This window comes from Caldisericum exile AZM16c01 (genome assembly GCF_000284335.1).
In the GTDB taxonomy this organism is placed as follows: Bacteria; Caldisericota; Caldisericia; order Caldisericales; family Caldisericaceae; genus Caldisericum; species Caldisericum exile.
Genome location: NC_017096.1, coordinates 1101312 through 1122206 on the forward strand (window position 1 = coordinate 1101312; position 20895 = coordinate 1122206).

16 protein-coding genes are annotated in these 20895 nt (G+C 35.9%); all 16 read right to left on the reverse strand.

Going from position 1 to position 20895, the window contains the following annotated elements; translation table 11 throughout:
• Positions 1-67: 67 nt before the first annotated feature.
• The 16 genes from rpoC to CSE_RS05675 are packed head-to-tail and all read right to left on the reverse strand — an operon-like array spanning position 68 to position 20883.
• Positions 68-3868: a DNA-directed RNA polymerase subunit beta' gene (gene rpoC / locus CSE_RS05595; RefSeq protein ID WP_041726101.1), complete on the reverse strand. Its 3801-nt coding sequence runs from the start codon at positions 3866-3868 to the stop codon at positions 68-70.
• Positions 3869-3876: 8 nt separating this feature from the next.
• Positions 3877-5901, reverse strand: coding sequence for an elongation factor G (gene fusA, locus CSE_RS05600; RefSeq protein WP_014453670.1), 2025 nt, complete (start codon positions 5899-5901; stop codon positions 3877-3879).
• On the reverse strand, positions 5882-10078 hold the full coding sequence (locus CSE_RS07955) for a DNA-directed RNA polymerase subunit beta (protein WP_014453671.1): 4197 nt from the start codon (positions 10076-10078) through the stop codon (positions 5882-5884). The genes fusA and CSE_RS07955 overlap by 20 nt, the downstream gene beginning before the upstream one ends.
• A 51-nt stretch (positions 10079-10129) precedes the next feature.
• On the reverse strand, positions 10130-10609 hold the full coding sequence (moaC, locus tag CSE_RS05615; RefSeq protein ID WP_014453672.1) for a cyclic pyranopterin monophosphate synthase MoaC: 480 nt from the start codon (positions 10607-10609) through the stop codon (positions 10130-10132).
• Positions 10610-10611: 2 nt separating this feature from the next.
• Complete coding sequence (gene moaA, locus CSE_RS05620) at positions 10612-11574, reverse strand: GTP 3',8-cyclase MoaA (protein ID WP_014453673.1); 963 nt, start codon at positions 11572-11574, stop codon at positions 10612-10614.
• A complete protein-coding gene (locus CSE_RS05625; RefSeq protein WP_014453674.1) occupies positions 11567-12724 on the reverse strand; it encodes an endonuclease Q family protein in 1158 nt (385 codons plus the stop codon). The genes moaA and CSE_RS05625 overlap by 8 nt, the downstream gene beginning before the upstream one ends.
• Positions 12712-13383: a glycosyltransferase family 2 protein gene (locus CSE_RS07960; protein WP_014453675.1), complete on the reverse strand. Its 672-nt coding sequence runs from the start codon at positions 13381-13383 to the stop codon at positions 12712-12714. The genes CSE_RS05625 and CSE_RS07960 overlap by 13 nt, the downstream gene beginning before the upstream one ends.
• Positions 13377-14231 carry a lysophospholipid acyltransferase family protein gene (locus CSE_RS05635; RefSeq protein WP_014453676.1) on the reverse strand — a complete coding sequence of 285 codons (855 nt, stop codon included), beginning with the start codon at positions 14229-14231 and terminating at the stop codon, positions 13377-13379. The genes CSE_RS07960 and CSE_RS05635 overlap by 7 nt, the downstream gene beginning before the upstream one ends.
• A gap of 4 nt (positions 14232-14235) precedes the next feature.
• Positions 14236-14760 (reverse strand): NUDIX hydrolase, encoded by a 525-nt coding sequence (locus CSE_RS05640; RefSeq protein WP_014453677.1) that lies wholly within the window; start codon positions 14758-14760, stop codon positions 14236-14238.
• A gap of 7 nt (positions 14761-14767) precedes the next feature.
• Positions 14768-15388, reverse strand: a complete 621-nt coding sequence (locus tag CSE_RS05645) for a V-type ATP synthase subunit D (protein ID WP_014453678.1) — start codon at positions 15386-15388, stop codon at positions 14768-14770.
• Complete coding sequence (locus CSE_RS05650; RefSeq protein ID WP_014453679.1) at positions 15378-16781, reverse strand: V-type ATP synthase subunit B; 1404 nt, start codon at positions 16779-16781, stop codon at positions 15378-15380. The genes CSE_RS05645 and CSE_RS05650 overlap by 11 nt, the downstream gene beginning before the upstream one ends.
• Positions 16774-18549 (reverse strand): V-type ATP synthase subunit A, encoded by a 1776-nt coding sequence (locus tag CSE_RS05655; protein ID WP_014453680.1) that lies wholly within the window; start codon positions 18547-18549, stop codon positions 16774-16776. The genes CSE_RS05650 and CSE_RS05655 overlap by 8 nt, the downstream gene beginning before the upstream one ends.
• Positions 18550-18551: 2 nt before the next feature.
• Entirely contained in the window at positions 18552-18878 is a 327-nt protein-coding gene (locus CSE_RS05660) for a V-type ATP synthase subunit F (protein ID WP_014453681.1), read from the reverse strand.
• On the reverse strand, positions 18871-19812 hold the full coding sequence (locus CSE_RS05665) for a V-type ATPase subunit (protein WP_014453682.1): 942 nt from the start codon (positions 19810-19812) through the stop codon (positions 18871-18873). The genes CSE_RS05660 and CSE_RS05665 overlap by 8 nt, the downstream gene beginning before the upstream one ends.
• Positions 19813-20391, reverse strand: a complete 579-nt coding sequence (locus CSE_RS05670) for an ATP synthase subunit B family protein (RefSeq protein ID WP_014453683.1) — start codon at positions 20389-20391, stop codon at positions 19813-19815. It lies immediately after the preceding gene.
• Positions 20392-20397: 6 nt separating this feature from the next.
• On the reverse strand, positions 20398-20883 hold the full coding sequence (locus tag CSE_RS05675) for a V-type ATP synthase subunit K (protein ID WP_014453684.1): 486 nt from the start codon (positions 20881-20883) through the stop codon (positions 20398-20400).
• Positions 20884-20895: the final 12 nt, after the last annotated feature.

Sequence of the window (20895 nt, forward strand, 5' to 3'; positions counted from 1 at the left end):
TCCTAATTAAATTCTTTCACACAGTTTAAAATTATAGCAAAATTATTTTAAATGTCAATAACATCATTTATTCTTCAAAATCCATATTTGTACCTGCCGGGATCTTTTTACCCACGATGATAGATTCTTTCATTCCACGCAACAAATCAATCTTTCCTTTTATCGCTGCCTCTGCAAGAACTCTTGGCGTCTCCTGGAAGGATGCAGCAGACAAGAAACTATCAGAAGAAAGGGCTGATTTTGTTATACCCTGGACAAGAAGTCTAAATTTAGCAATCTTCTTACCTTCCGCTTTCATTTTTCTATTTTCTTTAAGTACATCGTCTTTATTTACAACTTCACCTTCGTAAAAGTTGGTATCTCCAGAATCAACAATCTCAACCTTATCAAACATTCTCTTCAATATTATTTCAATATGTTTTATGTTAATATCAACGCCTTGAGATTTGTAAACCTTCTCAATCTCATGCAAAAGATACCTGGAAGTAAAATTCATACCCTTAATGTCAAGAATCTCTCTTGGATCAAGAGGGCCATCGCTTAGAATATCACCAACATTAACATAGTCTCCAGTCTTCACATTCAATTTCTTATCACGAGGGGCAGGAATCTTTATCTTTTCTCCCTTTTCTCCAGTTATCGTAATGAGTTGTCTCAATTTATCAGAAGTTACTTCAACTTTACCCTTTGCGGGAGAAACAATTGCCTTTCCCTTGGGGCTTCTTGCAGAGAAGAGTTCTTCAACTCTTGGGAGACCCTGAGTAATATCTTGGCTTGCAACACCACCAGTATGGAATGTTCTCAAGGTTAACTGTGTTCCTGGTTCTCCAATTGATTCTGCTGCAACAACTCCGACTGCTTCACCAACTTTTACAATATCTCTATTAGAAAGATCGACTCCATAACATTTTGCACAAACACCGTGTTCTACATTACAAGTAATTGGTGATCGAACTTTTACCTTTCTTATACCAAGACTTTCAATGAGTTTTGCCTTTTCTTTTGTTATAAGTTCATTCTTTCTAATTATTGGCTCTATATTTTCATCAAACACTTCTATTTCCTTAATTTTCGCTTTTTCAAGTATCTCAATAACACCTTCAGTAATCTTTCTTCCTTTTTCAAGCAGCAATTCTCCGTTGTCAAAAACTGAATCTGCAAGAACATATCCAATTGCTTTCTTGTTAACTTTGATTTTCTTAAGAGTAATTGGCGGATAAATTGTTTCAGCAGCGTATCTTCCCCAAATTTGTTCGGCAAGAGTTATTACTGGTTTATCGTAATTATCGCCTTCGACGACTGGTTGAACATCAACACCGTTTACAAAATCCTCTATAAGAATAGAAGTTATTCCAAGTTTATCGAGAAGAGCTGCCTGTTCTGAAGAGATTGTATCCCCTTTTCTAATAAACGCCATTCCTGTATTGGGATCAACAACATCTTCGGCTGCAACTTTCAAGATAACCTTTGAAGATAGTGGTTCAATAAGTTCATCTCCAACCATCGTGGCCTTAACTCTTCTTATTGCACAATCATCTTCCTTAACGATAATACCATGAGCAACATCAACAAGCCTTCTTGTAAGGTATCCTGAATCAGCAGTTCTCAATGCAGTATCTGCTTGTCCCTTTCTTGCACCGTGCGTAGAGAGGAAGTATTCAAGAACAGTAAGTCCTTCCCTTAAGTTTGAAAGAATTGGGAACTCAATAATCTTACCAGTTGGACCCGCCATAAGTCCACGGATTCCTGCCATCTGTGTTATCTGCGTAGGGCTTCCTCTTGCACCTGATATTGCCATCATGTAAACAGGATCAAAATTATCGAAATTGTTGAAAACAAGTTTCTGTATTTCTTCAGATGCCTTTCTCCAAATTTCTACAACCGCTTCATACCTCTGCGGCTCCGATAATAGTCCCTCATTATATTGTTCTTCTATGTGTTCAACTCTTTTCTGTGCTTCTTTTATAATCTTTTCTCTCTCCTTAGGCATTTTTATATCATCAAGACCGATACTAATTCCACTGAAGGTTGCAAATTTAAAGCCTATTTCCTTGAGATTGTCAAGAAGTATATCAGTTTTTACAAGCCCATATCTGTCGTAAAATTCTGAAATAATTCTTTCCAACTGTTTCTTACCAACCACTTCGTTAATGAAAGGATAATCGTCTTCACCGTCAAAAATGCCTTCACGAATCTTCATATTAAAAATAACCCTACCAACTGTGGTAGTGAAGGTTGCTCCTCTAAAGTTAAATCTTATGCTATCATGTAGTTTTAAAAGCCCTTTTTCGTAAAGGAGTTCTACCAAATACGAATCATCGTAAATACGTTTATTTTTCGGCTCTGAATCTCTTGATAGAGTAAGGTAGTAAATTCCAATAACCATATCCTGAACAGGTGTATCAAGCGGACCGCCGTGAGCAGGAGAAAGGATATTGTGAGAAGAAAGCATGAGCATCTTTGCTTCCATCTGCGACTGCAAAGAAAGTGGCAAATGTATCGCCATTTGGTCACCATCGAAGTCTGCATTGAATGGAGTGCATACAAGAGGTGAAATTTGAATTGCCTTACCTTCAATCAATACTGGTTTGAATGCTTGAATACTAAGTCTATGAAGCGTTGGGGCACGGTTCAGTAGCACTACATAGTTCTTAGAAAGATCCTCAACAGCTTTCCAAACTTCTGGTGTTGGATTTTCTATGAGTTCCTTCGCCTTCTTCTTGTTGTAACCAAGTTTTGAGAGTTCAAACGTGACAAAAGGTTTAAAGAGCTCAAGTGCCATTTCCTTTGGCACACCGCATTCATCAATTTTTAATTCGGGCCCTACAACGATAACTGCTCTTCCTGAATAGTCAACTCTTTTTCCAAGTAGATTTTCTCTGAATCTTCCTTCTTTTCCTTTGAGGATATCAGTTAATGACCTTAAAGGTCGTTTGTTTGCATTTACTACAGGATATGGCTTCCTTCCATTATCAAATAGAGCGTCAACCGCTTCTTGAAGCATTCTTTTTTCATTTTCAAGCATTATGTCAGGAGCGTTTACTTCGTATAGTTTCTTTAAACGATTGTTCCTATTTATCACTCTTCGATAAAGTTCATTAAGATCGTCCGATGCGTATTTACCTCCTTCAAGAGGAACTAAAGGCCTTAAATCAGGAGGAATGACAGGTATAACAGTTAAAACCATATCTTCTGGCTTTCTATTGTTGTTTAATAATCCTTCAACAACACTCAAAAGCCTTACTGCGTTGCTTTTTTCCTGCGAAGAGCCACTCTTTAGTTTTGTTAATGCTTCTTCCCTCAATTTATTTAAATCAACTTTTTCAAGTAACTCTTTTATTGCCTCTCCACCCTTCTTAGCCACGAAATCGAGGTTTTCTTCGAATCTATACATGTAGTACTCTTCTTCCGAAAGGACTTGTTTATATCTCAGTTTTGTTTTCTTTGGATCTATTACAACATACGCAACAAAGTAGATTATCTTTTCTACATCCTGAGATTTCATATCAAGAAGGAGTGCAATGTAGTTTATATTATTTTTAAAATACCAGATATGAGCAACAGGTGTAGCAAGTTGAATGTGTCCAAAACGTTCTCTTCTTACACTCGAGGGAAGTATCTCAACACCACAATTTGGACATTTCAGACCTTCATACTGCTTCCCTTTTAATTTTCCACAATGGCACTGATATGAGTGCACCGGTCCAAATATCTTTTCGCAAAAAAGCCCATCAGGCTCCGGCATGTAATTTCTATAGCTGTAAGTATCGCCTCTTTTGACTTCACCATGAGACCAGGAGAGGATCTCTTCGGTTGAGGCAAGTAAAATTTTTAACGCTTTTATATCTGTTTTATTCAAAAGGTTCACCCCCTGTTTTACTCTTCTGTTTCTTTCTTATTGTGCTGTGCTTCTTGTATTATCTTTTCGGCAATCTTTGGAGGAACAGGCTCATAGTGAGAGTGCTCCATTTTAAACTCGCCCGTTCCTTGGGTAATAGAATTAAGGTCATTTGCATAGTTTAACATTTCTGCAAGTGGCACATATGCTTCAATGATTTGTTTTCCTCCTTCGCTTTTCATTCCTAAAACTCTTCCTCTCTTAGCGTTGAGGTCTCCAATGACATCACCCATGTACTGTTCATCAACTATAACAACGACTTTTTCAATGGGTTCAAGAAGAATTGAATTACCCTGTTCAAGTGCCTTTTTAAGAGCCATTGAACCTGCAATTTTAAACGCAAGTTCAGAAGAGTCAACTGGGTGATAAGATCCATCAACAACTGCAACACCGATGTCTGTTACAGGATAACCTGCAAGAATCCCTTCTTCCATTGCTTCTTTTACGCCTTTTTCAACTGCAGGAATATACTGTTTTGGAATAGCGCCACCAAAAATTCTACTTTCAAAACTATACTCCTTACCTCTTTCAAGAGGTTCAACTTCAAGGAAGCAATGCCCATATTGACCATGTCCGCCTGTTTGTTTCTTGTATTTACCTTCGACTTTAACCTTTGTTGTAATTGTTTCACGGTATGGAACTTTTGGTACAGTTAATTCAATATTGACGCCATATCGCCCGCTCAATTTTTCCATAATAACGGAAAGGTGAGTTTCGCCAATACCTGAAATAAGTTGCTCTTTTGTTTCCAAATTCTTTGAAATTTTTACAGTTGGGTCTTCTTCGGTTATCTTTGAAAGTCCAATACTCATTCTATCTTCGTCCGTTTTTGTTTTTGGCCTCATTGCCCTTGTGAGCATCGGTTCTGGGAACTCAATTTTCGGAAATTCAATAGGACTATCTTTATCACAAAGAGTATCGTTTGTCTGAGTTGCAGTAAGTTTAGTAATAACCGCAATATCGCCTGCAATAACTTCATCAACAGGTTCTTGTGTTGCACCCATCATAAAGACAATTTGTCCTGTTTTTTCTAAAATACCTTTCGATGAGTTATATACAGTCGAATTTGATTTTAAAATGCCTGAATAGACTTTTGCAAAGGACAATTTACCAACATACGGATCCGATAATGTTTTAAACACAAATGCTGAAAGGGATTCGTTTACCGAAATTTTTCTTGTTTCTTGTTCTTTTGTATTTGGATTTATGCCTGTTACTTCTCCTAACTCTTCTGGATTCATCATCACATCTGTTACAAAATTGAGAAGTTCGTCAAGACCTATAAGTGTTGTTGCAGAACCAAAAAGAATAGGGAATAAAGTGCCCTTAGTATAAGCGCTTTTTAATCCATTATTTATTTCTTCTTGAGTTAGTTCTTCTCCTCCAAGATATTTTTCAAGGAGTACATCATCTGACTCTGCTGCAATTTCCATTAATTCGTGTTTAAAGTTTTCGAGTTTTGCATTACTAAAAACGGAATCAACCTTTACAAATTTACCTCCTTCAAAAATAGGATAATTTATTGGAATTGCTTTTGGTCCAAAGTATTCTCTTAAAACGTTTACAATATGATCTATATCAACTCCTTCTATATCAACTTTGTTTACGAAAATCACTCGTGGCTTATTTTCATTTTCCAAAAATTTCCAATACTTTTTTGTTTGAATTTCAATACCGCTTGTCGCATTAATAAGCATAATTGCGTTCTCGGCAGCCCTAATGCCACTAAGCACTTCACCAACAAAATCGGCATAACCCGGTGTATCTAAGAAATTTATTTTAACTCCATTATGCTCAACAGGAATAATAGATAAACTTACACTAAATTTTCTATTCTTCTCTTCTGGCTGGTAATCGGAGACGGTATTTCCGTCTTCCACTCTTCCCATTCTTGAAATAATTTTTTTCTTAAATAGAATTGCCTCTAACAAAGTTGTTTTTCCTGCGTTTCCATGGGAAACAAGAACTACATTTCTAATTTTGTTAGTTGCTTGAGCCTTCATCTAACTCCTCCTTAACAATTTTTCCAAGATTTATTTTTGTTGTTATTTTTGGTAAGAAAGGTTCTTTAACCTTCTTTTCCTCTTTCTTAGTAGGTAATACTTTCAAATCTATCGCAAGACCTCTTAAGGTTCTCTGCAATACATTAAATGACTCAGGAATACCGGTCTCAAATATCGTTACACCCTTTGAAATTGCTTCATAGGCACGTTTTCTACCTTCAAGGTCATCTGATTTAATTGTAAGCATTTCATGAAGAAGGTTTGCTGCACCATAAGCTTCCAATGCCCAAACTTCCATTTCTCCCAATCTCTGGCCGCCGAATTGTGCCTTACCGCCTACTGGTTGTTGAGTTATAAGCGTATATTTACCAACCGCTCTTGCGTGGATTTTGTCCTCTGCAAGGTGATTAAGTTTGAGGAAATACGCTTCACCAACTGTAACTTTATATTCAAACGGTTTCCCAGTTCTTCCATCATAGACTGTCATCTGTCCAGATTCATCAAGGTTTGCTTTCTTAAGAAGAGATCTAACATCTTTTTCAGACGCACCAATGAATGATGGTGTTACAACCCTAACATTTAAGTTTCTTGCAGCAATTCCAAGATTTGCTTCGAGAATCTGACCTATATTCATTCTCGAAGGAACACCGAGAGGGCTCACAATAACATCAATAGTTGTGCCATCTTCAAGGTATGGTAAATCTTCCTCGGGTACAATTTTACTTACAACACCTTTGTTTCCATGCCTTCCTGCAAGTTTATCACCAACGATAATTTTCCTCTTCTTAGCTACAAAAATCTTTATTAGCTTCAAAGCATTCTTTGTAAGTTCATATCCCTCTTCTCTTGAGAACACCTGAACATCGATAACAACACCACCCTCTCCTGGTGGAACAACAAATGAACTATTTTTTAGATTGCTATTCCTATTACTCCATAGACTTCTCCAAATTTTTGCCTCGTTTGATTCCTCTTCTTCTGGGAACGGGGTAACCTTACCAACGAGGACGTCTCCAGGTTTAACCTTCGAACCAACTTTAACTATTCCTCTCTCATCAAGGAAACGCAAAGCCTCTTTTCGAACATCTCTTATATCAGGTGTAAGTTCCTCAGGTCCCTGCTCTGTCTCGTGCACCTCTACTGTATATTCCTTAATGTGAATGGAAGTTAACCTATCTTCGCTTACAAGTTTTCTACTAATGACAATAGCATCCTGATAGTTGTAGCCATACCATGAAAGATATGCTATAAGAACATTTATACCAAGTGCCATTTCACCATTTTTGGTTGCGTATCCATCAGCAAGAGGCATACCTTTTTTGACGATATCACCTTTTTTAACGATAGGCCTTTCGTTTCTACAGGTATCCTGGTTTGTTCTCTCAAATTTCCTTAATTTATAGACAACTTCTTCTCTTACTTTGACTTTATTTATACCTGCTTCAGCAAGTTTTCTAAGTTTATCAAGAGTTATAAGTTCGCCTGCTTTTATAACAACTTCGCCCTTGTCATTTGTATAATCTTTTGCTACAACTCTATCAACAATGTCCTCGTTAATTTTTCCAAGATTAAAGGTTTCAACTTCCTGAGGAGAATACACAAGAAGGTCGGTTATACCTTTTCCGTAAAGGTCATTGAGAAGTTCTTCTGTAATTTCCTTCTCAAATCTAAGAGTTCTTTTAGTGTTTGTTAAAGTTCCAAAAAGACTCTTTCCAGTGATATTTTTCCCCAAAGCAGTTAAAGACAAAACAAATACAGGTTTTGTAACAATCTCTCCATTCTCTTCAACTTTAATTTCCTTAACTCCACTCTGCTCATAGAGTCTGTTCAATTTTGTATCTGAAATCTTTTGTCCTTCCTCAATTAATGGCTTCCCTTTTTTGTTTACAATGGTTTCCCTTGCAATAAGACCAATGATTTCGTCGTTACGCTCTTTTTCAAAGCAATTTGTAATTGAAAATTTTTGGATTTTATCTGCATCAATAATAGAAATTTGTTCAATTCCGTGTGTTATGAGCTTATCCACAATTTGAGGAGTTATCTTCTCGCCAACAAGTTTATAATAGTCTTCTATTTCTGGCTTAATATCAAGAAGAACTATTTCTTTTTGCTTTGCTCTATTTAATAAACTCTGCTTAAGATCAGAAGCTTCCCTATACACGGAAACATCAATGGTTTTTGCGTCATCTGGCACAATGTGGATTTCGCTTCCATCTACATATGAAACGATTCCGTCATGTTTTGAAAGAGGTAAATTAAGGTCATCAATAGCAACTTTTGGTTCGTAACCCGTTGAAACCCTTGGAAGGTCTGGATCTAATAGTGGAACCGCCTGTCGTTGCATGTTGCAACCCATTAATGCTCGGTTTGCATCATCGTGTTCAAGGAATGGAATAAGAGATGCAGATGGACTTATGACTTGCTGAGGAGAGACGTCCATAAGTTGAACTAACTCTCTTGAAACAAGTTGAGGAAGAATTTCTCCTGATTCAGTCCTCTTTCTTGCAATGACCATTTCTTCGGTAATTTTGCCTTTCTCATCAACTGGTGTATTTGCCTGTGCAATAATATATTTTTCTTCTTCATCTGCTGTTAAATATACAATTTCGTCTGTAACAATGCCGTCCTTTACGATTCTATAAGGAGTTGTAATAAAACCGTATTCATTTACACTTGCAAACATTGTAGGTGAATTAATGAGTCCAATATTCTGACCTTCTGGTGTTTCAATAGGACAGATTCTTCCGTAATGTGATGAGTGAACATCTCTTACTTCAATTCCTGCTCTCTTCCTATGCAAACCACCAGCACCCAATGAGGTTAACCTTCTTTTATGAGTCAACGATGCAAGTGGGTTAATCTCTTCCATAAATTGCGACAACTGGCTTACACCAAAAAATTGTCTCAGTTGACCCGTGATTGCCTTATTACTGAAAATGGAAGGAATCGTAATTTCTTCTGGTTTTTTGATTGCAATCGCCTCTTTTGCACTCCTCTGAACTTTTAATGCACCTTTCTCAAACTCTTCGGAAATAAGTTCACCTACTGTCCTTACACGTCTATTTGCAAGGCTATCAATGTCGTCCTCTTTTTCGATACCTTCTCTTACTTTTATTAGATGTTCAATAATATCTACAAAATCATCCTTTGTAAGGATGTGATCATCTCTTTGGACATTAAATTTCTTATTAATCTTATATCTTGAAACAGGATAATACTCATTTCTCCGAGGATCCATTAGAATATTGTGGACAAGTTCATCTGCCGCTTCCAATGTGACTCTTTCCTTTGGATGGAAAATTTTATAAATCTCGACTTTTGCCTCATCAGAATTATTGGTTTTGTCCTTTTTCAAAGTTTGTTCTACCCAATAGTCATAACCTTCCACTTTTATATTCGTTCGCAGAATATTTGCTTCACGGAGTTTCTCAAATGACTCCTCACTTAATATTGTCCCTTTTTTGAGAATGACTTTACCTTCAGAACTTTTAATATCTTCAACGAGTTTCTTACCAATGACAACATCATACGAGAAAGGTGATGTTGTCAATACATCAACAGTCATAGTTTGATAAAACTTCTCAAGGATTTCTTCGTTATTCTTAAACCCAATTGCCTTTAAAACTACCGTAACAGGAAGTTTTTTCATCCCTTTTTTAAGCCTGATGTACATTACGTTATCTTTACCGACTTCCATTTCCATCCAGTTTCCTCTGTCGGGTATAATAGTAACAATATAATTAGTAAAACCACTTTCGACATCTTTTTCAGTTTGGAAATAAATTCCAGGCGATCTTATTAACTGCTGGACAACAACTCTCTTCTTTCCATTAATGATAAATGTACCATCAGGTAGCATCCTTGGAACGTCTGCAAGAAGTGCTTCCTGCTCTTTTATTTCTCCCGTATTTTTATAAATCAATCTGAACTTACCCTTTATTGAAACTTCGTAAGTAGTTCCAACCCTAATGCAATCTTCGGGAGTACGAAGCGGTTCTCCTACTGAATATGAAACAAATTCAACACGTATATTCTTTGTATCTATAGGGAAGACCCTTTTCAGAATTTCCCCTATCCCCTCATTTAAAAACTTTTCATAGGATGAGATTTGAACACTCAGTAAATTAGGTAAAGGTATACTTAACTTTGTTTTCCTAAGGTCTAAAATTTTATCCATCATACCTCCTTAAGCAAATACGCAATTTGATATTATACAAAATTTTTGAGTTTAGTCAAGTTTCTTTTCTCTTCTAAAATTTCCAGATTTCCCCCCTGTCTTTTCTAAAAGATAGATTTCTCGTATTTCGATATTCTTGTCAATCGATTTGCACATATCGTAAATTGTAAGTGCAGCAATAGAAACACTTGTAAGTGCCTCCATCTCGGCTCCTGTTTTTCCTTTTAATTCAACAAAACTTTCAATTTCAATCGATGGAGGTTCATCAATTAATCTAAAAGTCAAATCGGAAAAAGTTAAATTGAGAGGATGGCACAAAGGAATTAACTCTGAAGTCTTCTTAGAAGACATAATACCTGCAATTTTCGCAACAGTTAAGACCTCTCCCTTGTGAATTTCTCCTTGTTTTATTTTTTCAAGCGTTTCTTTTGAAAGCACAACCTTTGCGAAGGCCCTCGCAGTTCTTAGAGTGTCCTCTTTATCTGTTACATCTACCATGTATGCCTTGCCATTTTCATCAAATTGACTCATATTTATCCTCCCAATTCTCTCATATTTTCAATAAACTCCTTGGACCCAAGCCTAATTTCGCCATGAGCCTCAGGTTTAACAAAAACAGCCTCTTCAAATCTCCTCTTCAAAAGTTCAAAATCCCTCTCTTTAACTGCATCTTTTATATCAACATTTATACCTGAAAAAAGGCACGGATAAATTTTATATGTTGAAGTTAATCTCAATCTGTTGCAAGACGTGCAAAAGTGTTGGCTTACCGACGTAATAAAGCCAATCCTTCCTTTGAATCCATCAATTCGGTAGTAGAAAGCAACCTCGTGACTTACATCTTCAATCTTTGTAAGGGTGTATTCCTTCTCAAGAATTTTGAGTGCTTCTTTGTAGCCCATAAAATGCCTTTCGAAAAATGAATTCCCTTTCACTGGCATAAGTTCAATAAATCTTACAATAATATCGTTATCCTTTGCAAGGTTGGAAATTGGTATTAGATCTTCCTCGTTAATTCCCTTTAAGAGTACCGTATTAATTTTTAGAGGCGTTAAACCAACATTTATTGCTTCCTTAATGCCAAGAATAACGTCGTCAAGTTTGTTAACGGTGGTAATTTTTAAAAATACATCATTTCTTAATGAATCAAGACTTATATTTACTCTTGTCAAATTTGCTTTCTTTAAATCATACGCAATATCTTTGAGTCTATATGCATTAGTTGTGAGAACCACCTCATCAAAGCCTATCAGTTTTGAAGTTCTTACTATATCAACAATATCATTACGTAATAGCGGTTCGCCACCTGTAATTCTCACTTTTCTGAAACCTAAGGAATATACACCCTTCAAAATAAATTCAATATCTGAAAGACTGGGCTCCTTTGCAATTTCATCATCTTTATAGGAAGTGCAATAGGCACACCTAAAATTACACCTCTCAGTTACGGAAAATCTAAGATAAGTAATCTCCCTTCCAAACCTATCCCTAAGCAACCTTCACCTCCCAATCACCATATACACCATCATAGCCATATTCAAAATTTAATAAACCATTTCTAATGTGCTCTAAATATCGCAAGGTCTTATCATTAACGAAGAGTGCAACATCATTAAGATCTGAAAAAAGTACAACATTTAACTCATTCCCAAATTCGGATATAAGTGTAAGATAAATTTTTCCCTGTTCGCTTTTCTTATACGTCCTGTTTAAGATTTCCTCAAGCGGAATAAAATAAAAATACTTCAAAGTGGATACATTGTTTTGGGGAGTTTTTCCTAATTCTTCAACCCTATGAAGAACACCTTTTGTAAGGTATTTGCCGCATACAGGACAAATCGAAACCGAAAAGTCATTTGTCTTGTATTTGCACTTTCTGTGCCCATCGAGATAATATTTCCCAAGTTGAGGAAAATTTTCTATGGTAAAATTATTCGAAACATCTTTCAAATTTTCAAATAATTCGTAAAATCCGCTTGCCTTTTTTGTCGCAGTTGCCTCTCTTCCAATATGTGTAGGCGAATGTGAATCTGAACTTGATAAGATAGGATACATCCTGAGTTCGGAAACAGAATAAACCATCTTTGGATCAGCACTTAATCCTGTTTCAATAAATAAGTTATCTATAAAATCTGTCTCGAAAATTTCCTTTAAACTTTCGAAATTGTTAGAAGAGCCCAAAGCACCATAATGAGGTGTAAAAATATGTGCCAAAATAATTGGAACAGATGGATTTATGTTCTTAAGGATCCTTACAAATTCTTTTGGTGTAACTTTTATGTTGGGACGTGCAATAATTTCAAAGTTCGAAAATTTTTTAAATGCTTTTTCAAATTCTTCAACGTCCTTTATTGTAGGAAAGGCAAGTACAACATGAAAACTCTTCTTTCTATCTCTTTCAAAAGTAAGATTTACTTCTCCTGTAAGAATAAAAGGAAAATCTCCAAAATAATAGAAACCATTTTCAAAGGAAAGATTCTTACTAATTTGTTCCTTCCATTTTGGAAGAAAAATATCTCCCGTCCCTAAAATTGTAACCCCCTTAACTTTTGCATACTCAACCATATGCGGAATATCCATAAAACGGCTTGAAGGAATACTAAAAAAAGAATGCAAATGGTAATCCAAAATATCTATTTCTTGCATCTATAAAAAACAAGCCTTAAGGTAACAAATAAAAATTTTAAAGGGTCAATAATCTGATTAATCTTACTTTTTGCTCTTTCCGTATATATTGTATTAATTTCAACAAAGCCAATTTTAAACCCGCACTTCGCTGCCTTTATTAGCATTTCTGTGTCAAGTTGGTATCTCTTAGTCTCGAAGGTAATCTTTTTAACGACGTCTGTCCTAAGAACTCTATAACCTGACTGGCTATCAAGAATTTTAGTATGGCAAATAAGACTTACAAGAAACGAAGAAAAACTATTTGCAAAAATTCTTAAAGGAGGCATAACTAAAGGAGAAAATTTTCTTGCACCAACAACAATATCGTATCCCTCGCTAAGCTTATTCATGAGTTTCGGAAGTTCGTTAGGGTCATGCTGACCATCTGCATCAAGAAGAGCAATCGTGTCAAAACCGTTATCGATCGCGTATTTAAACCCTATTTTTAAGGCATCTGCCTTCCCAAGATTCACCTCATTTCTTATAACAAATGCCCCTGCGCTTTCTGCAACAGATTTTGTATCATCAACTGATCCATCGTCAATAACCAGAACAAAATCAACGTATTGTTTTGTTTTGATTATTACATCCTTTATATTATGTGCTTCATCTTTTGCTGGAATTATTGCAATTAACATGAATACTCCTTAAAGTAGTCAAAGAAATGAAACCACTGAGTAGGAAATTTTTTTACAAATTCTTCAAGTGTACTTGCAAACTTTGAAACATACTGTTTTGAAAATTCAGTCTCGGAAATGTCAAAAGGAATATCAAATTCTTTGGAAAAATATACTCTATAACCACCTTTTTCACGAATAAGAGTAGCGAAAACACTTTTAGCTTTTGTTCTATATGCAAGAACCGAAGCACCTTTGGGAAACGTTACATGCCTCCCAAAAAACTCCATACAGATTCCGTCCTTATTAATATCTCTATCACTTACAATTGTTGCAATGTCTCCTGATTTTACTCCCTTATATGCACCTAAAAATCCACCCTGAAAAGGATGCACTATTACGTTAAACCTCTTGCGCAATTCTTCGTAAAATTTTTCAACATCACTTTCTTGCTGCGGAAGGCCAATACCATGAGCTTTAAAACCAAGAGAACCTACAAGAACCCCTGCAACTTCCCAATTTCCGAGATGTGCTGTAGGGATTACAAGTCCATTACTACCTTTGAGTTCTTTCAATTTGTTATAAACACTTTCCTCTGGTGTGAGTATTTTTATTTTATCAAAGCCCTTCACAACCACGACAAAATAATCTGCAATGTTAAGTGCAAAGTTCACATAAAAGCCAATACCGAGTGAGTATAATGCAAAACCGCTTTTATTCGTTATTATCCTAAGATTATTTAAGACATAGGTTCTCTTTTTATCAAACCAAGATGAAAAAAAGCCTAAAAGTCGTGCGGTAAAATAAACGCATGGTAAAGGCATAATTTTAACATAATATTTCCCAAGCTTATACCAGAATGAAAGCATAACTTTATTCCCCAAACTTATTTCTAAACCAAAGCAACCCTACGATTGTTTTGCCGTCAATTATTTTTCCTTTATCAAGCAAATTAAACGTTTCACTTTTGGGAACCAGCAAATAATTAACTTCCTCTCCTTCATCTAAATTTATAAGTCCAATTTCAAAACTATCGGCATAAAAAAGATACAGTTTTTCATCAACAAATCCGGGAGAAGGATAAAATTCGTAAACAAATGTAAGATTTTTTGGAATAAATCCAGTTTCTTCTTCAAGTTCTCTTCTTGCACACTCAATAGGTGATTCCTTATCTTCAATCCTTCCTGCAGGAAACTCAAGAATAAAATCTTCTAATGTTGGTCTAAACTGTTTAACAAATATAAAATTACCTTCATAAAAAGGGACAACGACAGAAGCATTTCCTCCATAAGTTACGACTTCTCTTACCCACGTGCTTCCATCTGTATTTTCAACTTCTTTCTCGACAATAGAAAGCAATTTTCCCTTAAATACAGTTTTTCTCCTTAAAACCTTCATTATTCGGTTAATGTCCTCGGATGATATCTTTAATCTTCAGAAGCCTTGAAATGTTCTCCCGATCCATCTCCTCCAATTTGCCCTCAATAAACTTTATTGTTTCCTCAAGATTTGGGATCATTACGTACTCAAGGGCATTTACTCTTCTTCTTACCTTTGCAACCTCAAGTGCAATGGAATATAGTTCCTGTTCAATAGAAGCAAGTTCAATAATTCTTTCTATGAGTTTGAGAATTTCAAGAAACGTATAATCAAGCATCACTGGTGTTAAAGAATAAGGATACGCAATAGGCGAACCACTTGTTTTTTCTAAAAATGTTGGATATTTAACATTCATTACATTCACAAGTTTATAGGATAAATCAATCTTAAAATTACTCCCTTCTAAAAGGGAGTCGAGGACTTCTTCGTTTATATCCTGGGTAGAAATTTCAAACTTTTTTAATGCAAGAACAAATTTTTCGTCGAAATCTTTCCTCAATTCAACATATCTTTTGGACACATCGAGGAAATTTTTCATCAAACCTTCAAGTTTGTCTTTTAAAAGTTTATGTCCTCTTTTAGCAAGAACAAGCCTCTCCTTTAAACGGAGAAGCTCCATTCTTGTTGGATTTACATTAAGAAGCATTGCTCTCTACCTCTTTTTTAAGGTACTTCGAAAGATACTTTTCAATGAATTGAGGTTTAACTCTCTTAAGTTCTTCAACAGGAAGCATTGAAAGGAGTTTCCAACCAATTTCAAGAGTTTCCTCTATAGACCTATTTTCATATTCGCCTTGTTTTACGAAGTTTCTTTCAAACTCATCTGCGAATTTTACGTGCATTAAGTCAACGGGAGTTAATGCGCTTTCACCCAATACTGTTAGGAGTTCACGTGCTTCTCTTCCTCTTGCATAACTTGCAAAGAGCTGGTTCATAATACTTGCGTGATCTTCTCTTGTTTTCCCAGGACCAATTCCTTTATCTTTTAGCCTCGACAAACTTGGCAAAACATCTATTGGTGGATAAATGCCTTGCTGATACAAACTTCTACTCAAGAAAATCTGCCCTTCGGTAATATAACCGGTTAAGTCTGGAATTGGGTGGGTTTTATCATCTTCTGGCATTGTTAAAACTGGTATTTGAGTAATTGATCCTTTTTTACCTTTAATTCTTCCTGCTCTTTCATAAATTGTTGCAAGATCGGTATACATATATCCAGGATATCCTCTACGCCCAGGCACTTCCTTTCTTGCAGCAGAAATCTCACGGAGCGCTTCACAATAGTTAGTCATGTCAGTCATTATTACAAGGACATGCATTCCAAGTTCAAATGCAAGGTACTCTGCAGCAGTTAATCCAAACCTTGGAGTTGCAATTCTTTCAATTACAGGATCATTTCCTAAATTGATAAACATGACTGCTCTTTCCAATGCACCAGATTCCCTAAAACTCTTTATGAAAAAGTTTGCCTCTTCAAAGGTAATACCCATTGCCACAAAAACTACAGCAAATTTTTCCTCTTTACCTAAAACCTTTGCTTGCCTTGCTATTTGTGCGGCAAGTTGAGCATGTGGCAACCCAGATCCAGAAAATATTGGAAGTTTCTGACCTCGCACAAGAGTATTTAATCCATCAATTGCAGAAATACCTGTTTGTATGAATTCAGATGGATAGTCTCTTGCATATGGATTGATAGGACTTCCATTAATGTCAAATTTCTTGTCTGGAATTAAAGGTGGTGCTCCATCAATAGGCTTTCCAGAACCATCAAAAATTCTTCCTAAAATATCAGGCGAAACACCCAATTCAACACCGTGTCCCAAAAATTTTACTTTAACTTCTCCAAGGCTCAAGCCCGAAGTTCCTTCAAAAACCTGAATGAGAGCCATATTTCCATTAACTTCAAGGACTTGCCCTCTTTTTATTGTTCCGTCAGCGGTCTTTATTTCAACAATTTCATTGTAAGTTGCCTTTTCTACATTATCAACTAAAAGTAATGGACCTGCAATTTCTTTAGCAGTTGTATATTCCTTAGGCATGTTCCACCTCACTTAAAAGAGACTCAAAGGATTGCTTAATTTTTTCCTCAAGTTCGTCAAATTTTTCAAGATTCTTTTCGGGGATAAATTTCGCCCTTGATATTTCAACTCGTACGGGGAGGGTTATAATTTGTTCAAGTTCAACACTTTTCTTTAATGCATCTTCTGCAAGTTCCGCAAAGGCAAAAATTAACCTTATCATCCTATATTGCTTCTTTAAAGAAGTGTATGTATCTTCTGGGTCAAATGCATCTTGCTGTAGGAAGTCCTCTCTTATGGAGCGGGCAATTTCAAGTGTAAGTCTATCATGCGGGGAGAGTGCATCAATACCAACAAGCCTTACCATCTCTTGTAATTCTGCCTCTTTTCTTAAGATGGAAAGTGCTCTTGCCCTGTAATTAGTCCATCCAACTCCCGCGTTCTTATCATAAAATTCCTTTAACTGATCTGCATACAATGAATAACTTCTAAGCCAATGGATTGCAGGGAAGTGTCTTGCATACGCTAAAGATGCGTCAAGAGACCAGAAAACCCTTACAGTTCGAAGCGTCGCTTGAACTACTGGATCCGACAAATCTCCACCTGGTGGTGATACGGCACCAATAACACTCAAGCTTGAAACTGCCTCATTTTTACCAAGGATATAAACCTTTCCTGCTCTTTCATAGAAAGAAGAAATACGTGATGCAAGATACGCTGGATATCCTTCTTCACCAGGCATTTCCTCAAGTCTTCCAGACATTTCTCTCATCGCCTCTGCCCAACGAGATGTTGAATCCGCCATTAGAGCAACATTATAACCCATATCTCTATAATACTCAGCAATAGTAATACCAGTGAATACTGACGCTTCTCTTGCTGCAACTGGCATATTTGAGGTATTTGCAACAAGGACAGTCCTTTCCATAAGAGGTCTACCAGATTTTGGGTCTTTGAGTTCGGGGAATTCAATGAGAACATCTGTCATTTCATTTCCTCTTTCTCCGCATCCAATAAACACAATAACGTCTGCGTCAGCCCATTTAGATAACTGATGCTGAACTACGGTTTTTCCGCTTCCAAAAGGCCCAGGGACACAAGCAGTTCCGCCTTTTGCAATGGGAAAGAACATATCGATTGTTCTTTGACCAGTTACAAGTGGTTCATCTGGTGGAATACGAGTTTTAACAGGTCTTGCAAATCTTACAGGCCATTTATGATACATTTTTAATTCAATTTCCTTATCGCCATCTTTAAGGACTGCAACAACTGTTTCAATATTGTAATCACCCTCGCCTATAATTTTTATAACAGTGCCTTTTGTGTTTGGTGGTACAAGGATTTTATGCTTTATAATTGGAGTTTCCTGAACTTCACCTAAAACATCGTTTGAGGAAACTTCTTCACCAACCTTTGCAACAGGAACAAAGTGAAAGAGTTTTTCCCGATTAAGTGGTGTTGCGAAAATTCCTCTTTGGACAAACTCACCATACTTTGCCATTAGTTCATCAAGTGGTCTTTGAACACCGTCATATATTGAGCCGATAAGTCCAGGTCCAAGTTCAACACTAAGAGGCATACCTGTTGAATATACAGGCTCCCCTGGCCCGATACCTGATGTATCTTCATAGACCTGAATTGAAGACAAATTACCCCTTACTTCAATTATTTCACCAAAGAGCCTCTTTTCCCCAACATACACCATTTCATACATTTTTGCGTTGGGTATATCACTTGCAACTACAAGAGGCCCAGCGACTTTTACAATCTTACCAATTCTTTCCTCCATATCTATTTTCCTCCAACAGTTTTTCCCAAAATATTAATGCCAACTGCTTTCTCAACCACTTCGCCTATCATTTTTACAGTTTCTCCACTTTTTTCAATTGTTGGTAGCATCATGATTGTAGGAAGTGGTGCAGTCTTTTTACTCACAATGTCTTTAACCACGTCTACATATATCTCTTCTGTCAGGATAATAGCATAATCGCCACTTTTTAAAATTTCTTTTAGCTTGCTTGCAAGTTCAGTGCTATTTTCGGCATAGTACATATCGATTCCAAAACTCTTCAAAAGTATTCCAAGTCTCTTTCTTCCTACAAAAGCAATTTTATTCATATGCAAACTCCAACTCTGGAATTTCTTTAGGATCTACTCCATAGTAAAGAGCATAAGCAAGTTTCTGAAGAAGGCTTGCTTCATTGCTCAACTTTAGAAGGTAAACGAAAATCGGCTCAATTCCCTCATTTAAATATTTTCCTTTAGAAAATGTCTCTCTCAAAGTATCTAATACAAGTGTTTCATATGATTCTACAAGATATTCCTCTGAATACAACCCTTTCGATTCATTAAGAAACAATTCAAATTCCAAAAAGTCTTTAAATTTTGAAACAATTTCTGGGTATTTCAAACGTTCTTTTATGTAGGCTAATATTTTATTAAAATTCATCTCCGATATGAAATTGTTTTTTACGAAGTTGTAATTTCTCATAAGCGTAGAGAGAATAACATTTTTTGTATATGACTTATAAAAGTTTAATAAAAACTCACTTTTGGTTTGCTCGGCGTTTCTCAGAAGAAAATTGAGGTAATATACATCGACTACCAAAGGTTTTAAATAAGAAGGATAGTCTCTCTTAAGTTCTTCAAAACATTCTGTAAATTCCGTAGGGAGACTTTGAGGTGATTCAAAAAGTAAATGGGTAAAATCATTTTCAATTACATTACCCAATGATATTTTCTTTAATAGTAAGAAGTATTCTTGCGTTTTAAAGAAAACATTTATGAAACTTTCAAGACCAAATTTGGAAAATTCTTCAAATTCTGTTTCCTTCCTTTTATCGATTGCATTTCTAACAGATTCAAAATCATCTGAAGTTAGAAAATTTTTGTAAGGATAATTTTGTAGCACCTCAATAAAACCCTTAAAATCCTTCCTTACAAGTTCTTTAAATAAACTTTCGCTTATGAGGTTTGTTTCAAGAACCTTTACTCTACCGCAAAGGAAATCATAAAAACTTTTTGGCTCTATTTTAAATGAAAAGTTAACCATTTATCCAAAAATCTCCTTTGCAATCTCTATTTCTTTTTCTTCCCTAAAACTCTCAATCAAAGAATCAAGCGAATCATCAATTTCAAAATTTTCGGTTTTGATAACTAAACCACCGCTAATCGAAATAGGGACATCAGATACTTTAACATCCTTCAATTTTAGTTCATGAGTTATTATTTTTTCTACATCCTTCTTGAATTTTTTAAGATCGTTTTCATTCAAGAAAATTGTAGATCCGTTAACTGCATCCTTCCTTTCAAGCGAAAACAACAAATTCTTGTAAGTATTCTCATCACTTAAAATTGTGGCTTTCAATTGTCTAAAAAATTCATCAAGAATTTTTTTCTTAAGTAAAAGTTTTTCTTTTTCTATTTTCGCAACTTCAATTGCTTTTGTACGTGCTATTTCCTCCTCAATTTCTTTTTTGAACTTTTCAATCTTTAAAATATATTCCTCTTCGAGTTTCTTTTTAAAATTCTCGAACTCTTTTTCTAATTCATTTTTCTCTGCCTCAATCATCTCATCTGCCTTTTTCTTTGCAGAATCGATAATGAGGTCTTTAACTTTTTCAAGTCCCATAATCAATTAGAACACTGCCTTTGAAACCCAAAGTGAAAGTAAAACACCAGAAAGTAATCCAAGAATAGCGTATGTTTCAACAAGTGCTGGAAGAAGAATTGCACGCCCACTTTCTTCTGGTCTTTTCGCGGTGAGGTCTAATGCACCCAATGCAGAGTGTGCTTGGTCAAGTGCCGTTTTAAATTCTACAAAACCAATGAGAATTCCTACAAGAAGCATTGCAATACCCTGTGGAAGGCTTGCCTTAGGAGTTCCTGCAATAAAACCGAAGAATTGAAGCATTAAAAACATGACGACAAGCGCATAAAAACCTTGTGTTCCAGGTAGCGCCATAAGGACAAGCATCTTACCAAAGAGTTCTGGTTTTTCAGAAAGTATTCCACCTGCATGTGCGGTCGTTCTTCCAATTCCGATACCTGAGCCAATTGCTCCCATAGCAGCAACAAAAGCAGCACCAATTGCAACGAACATTGCACCATTAATTACATTCATCTTACCTAACCT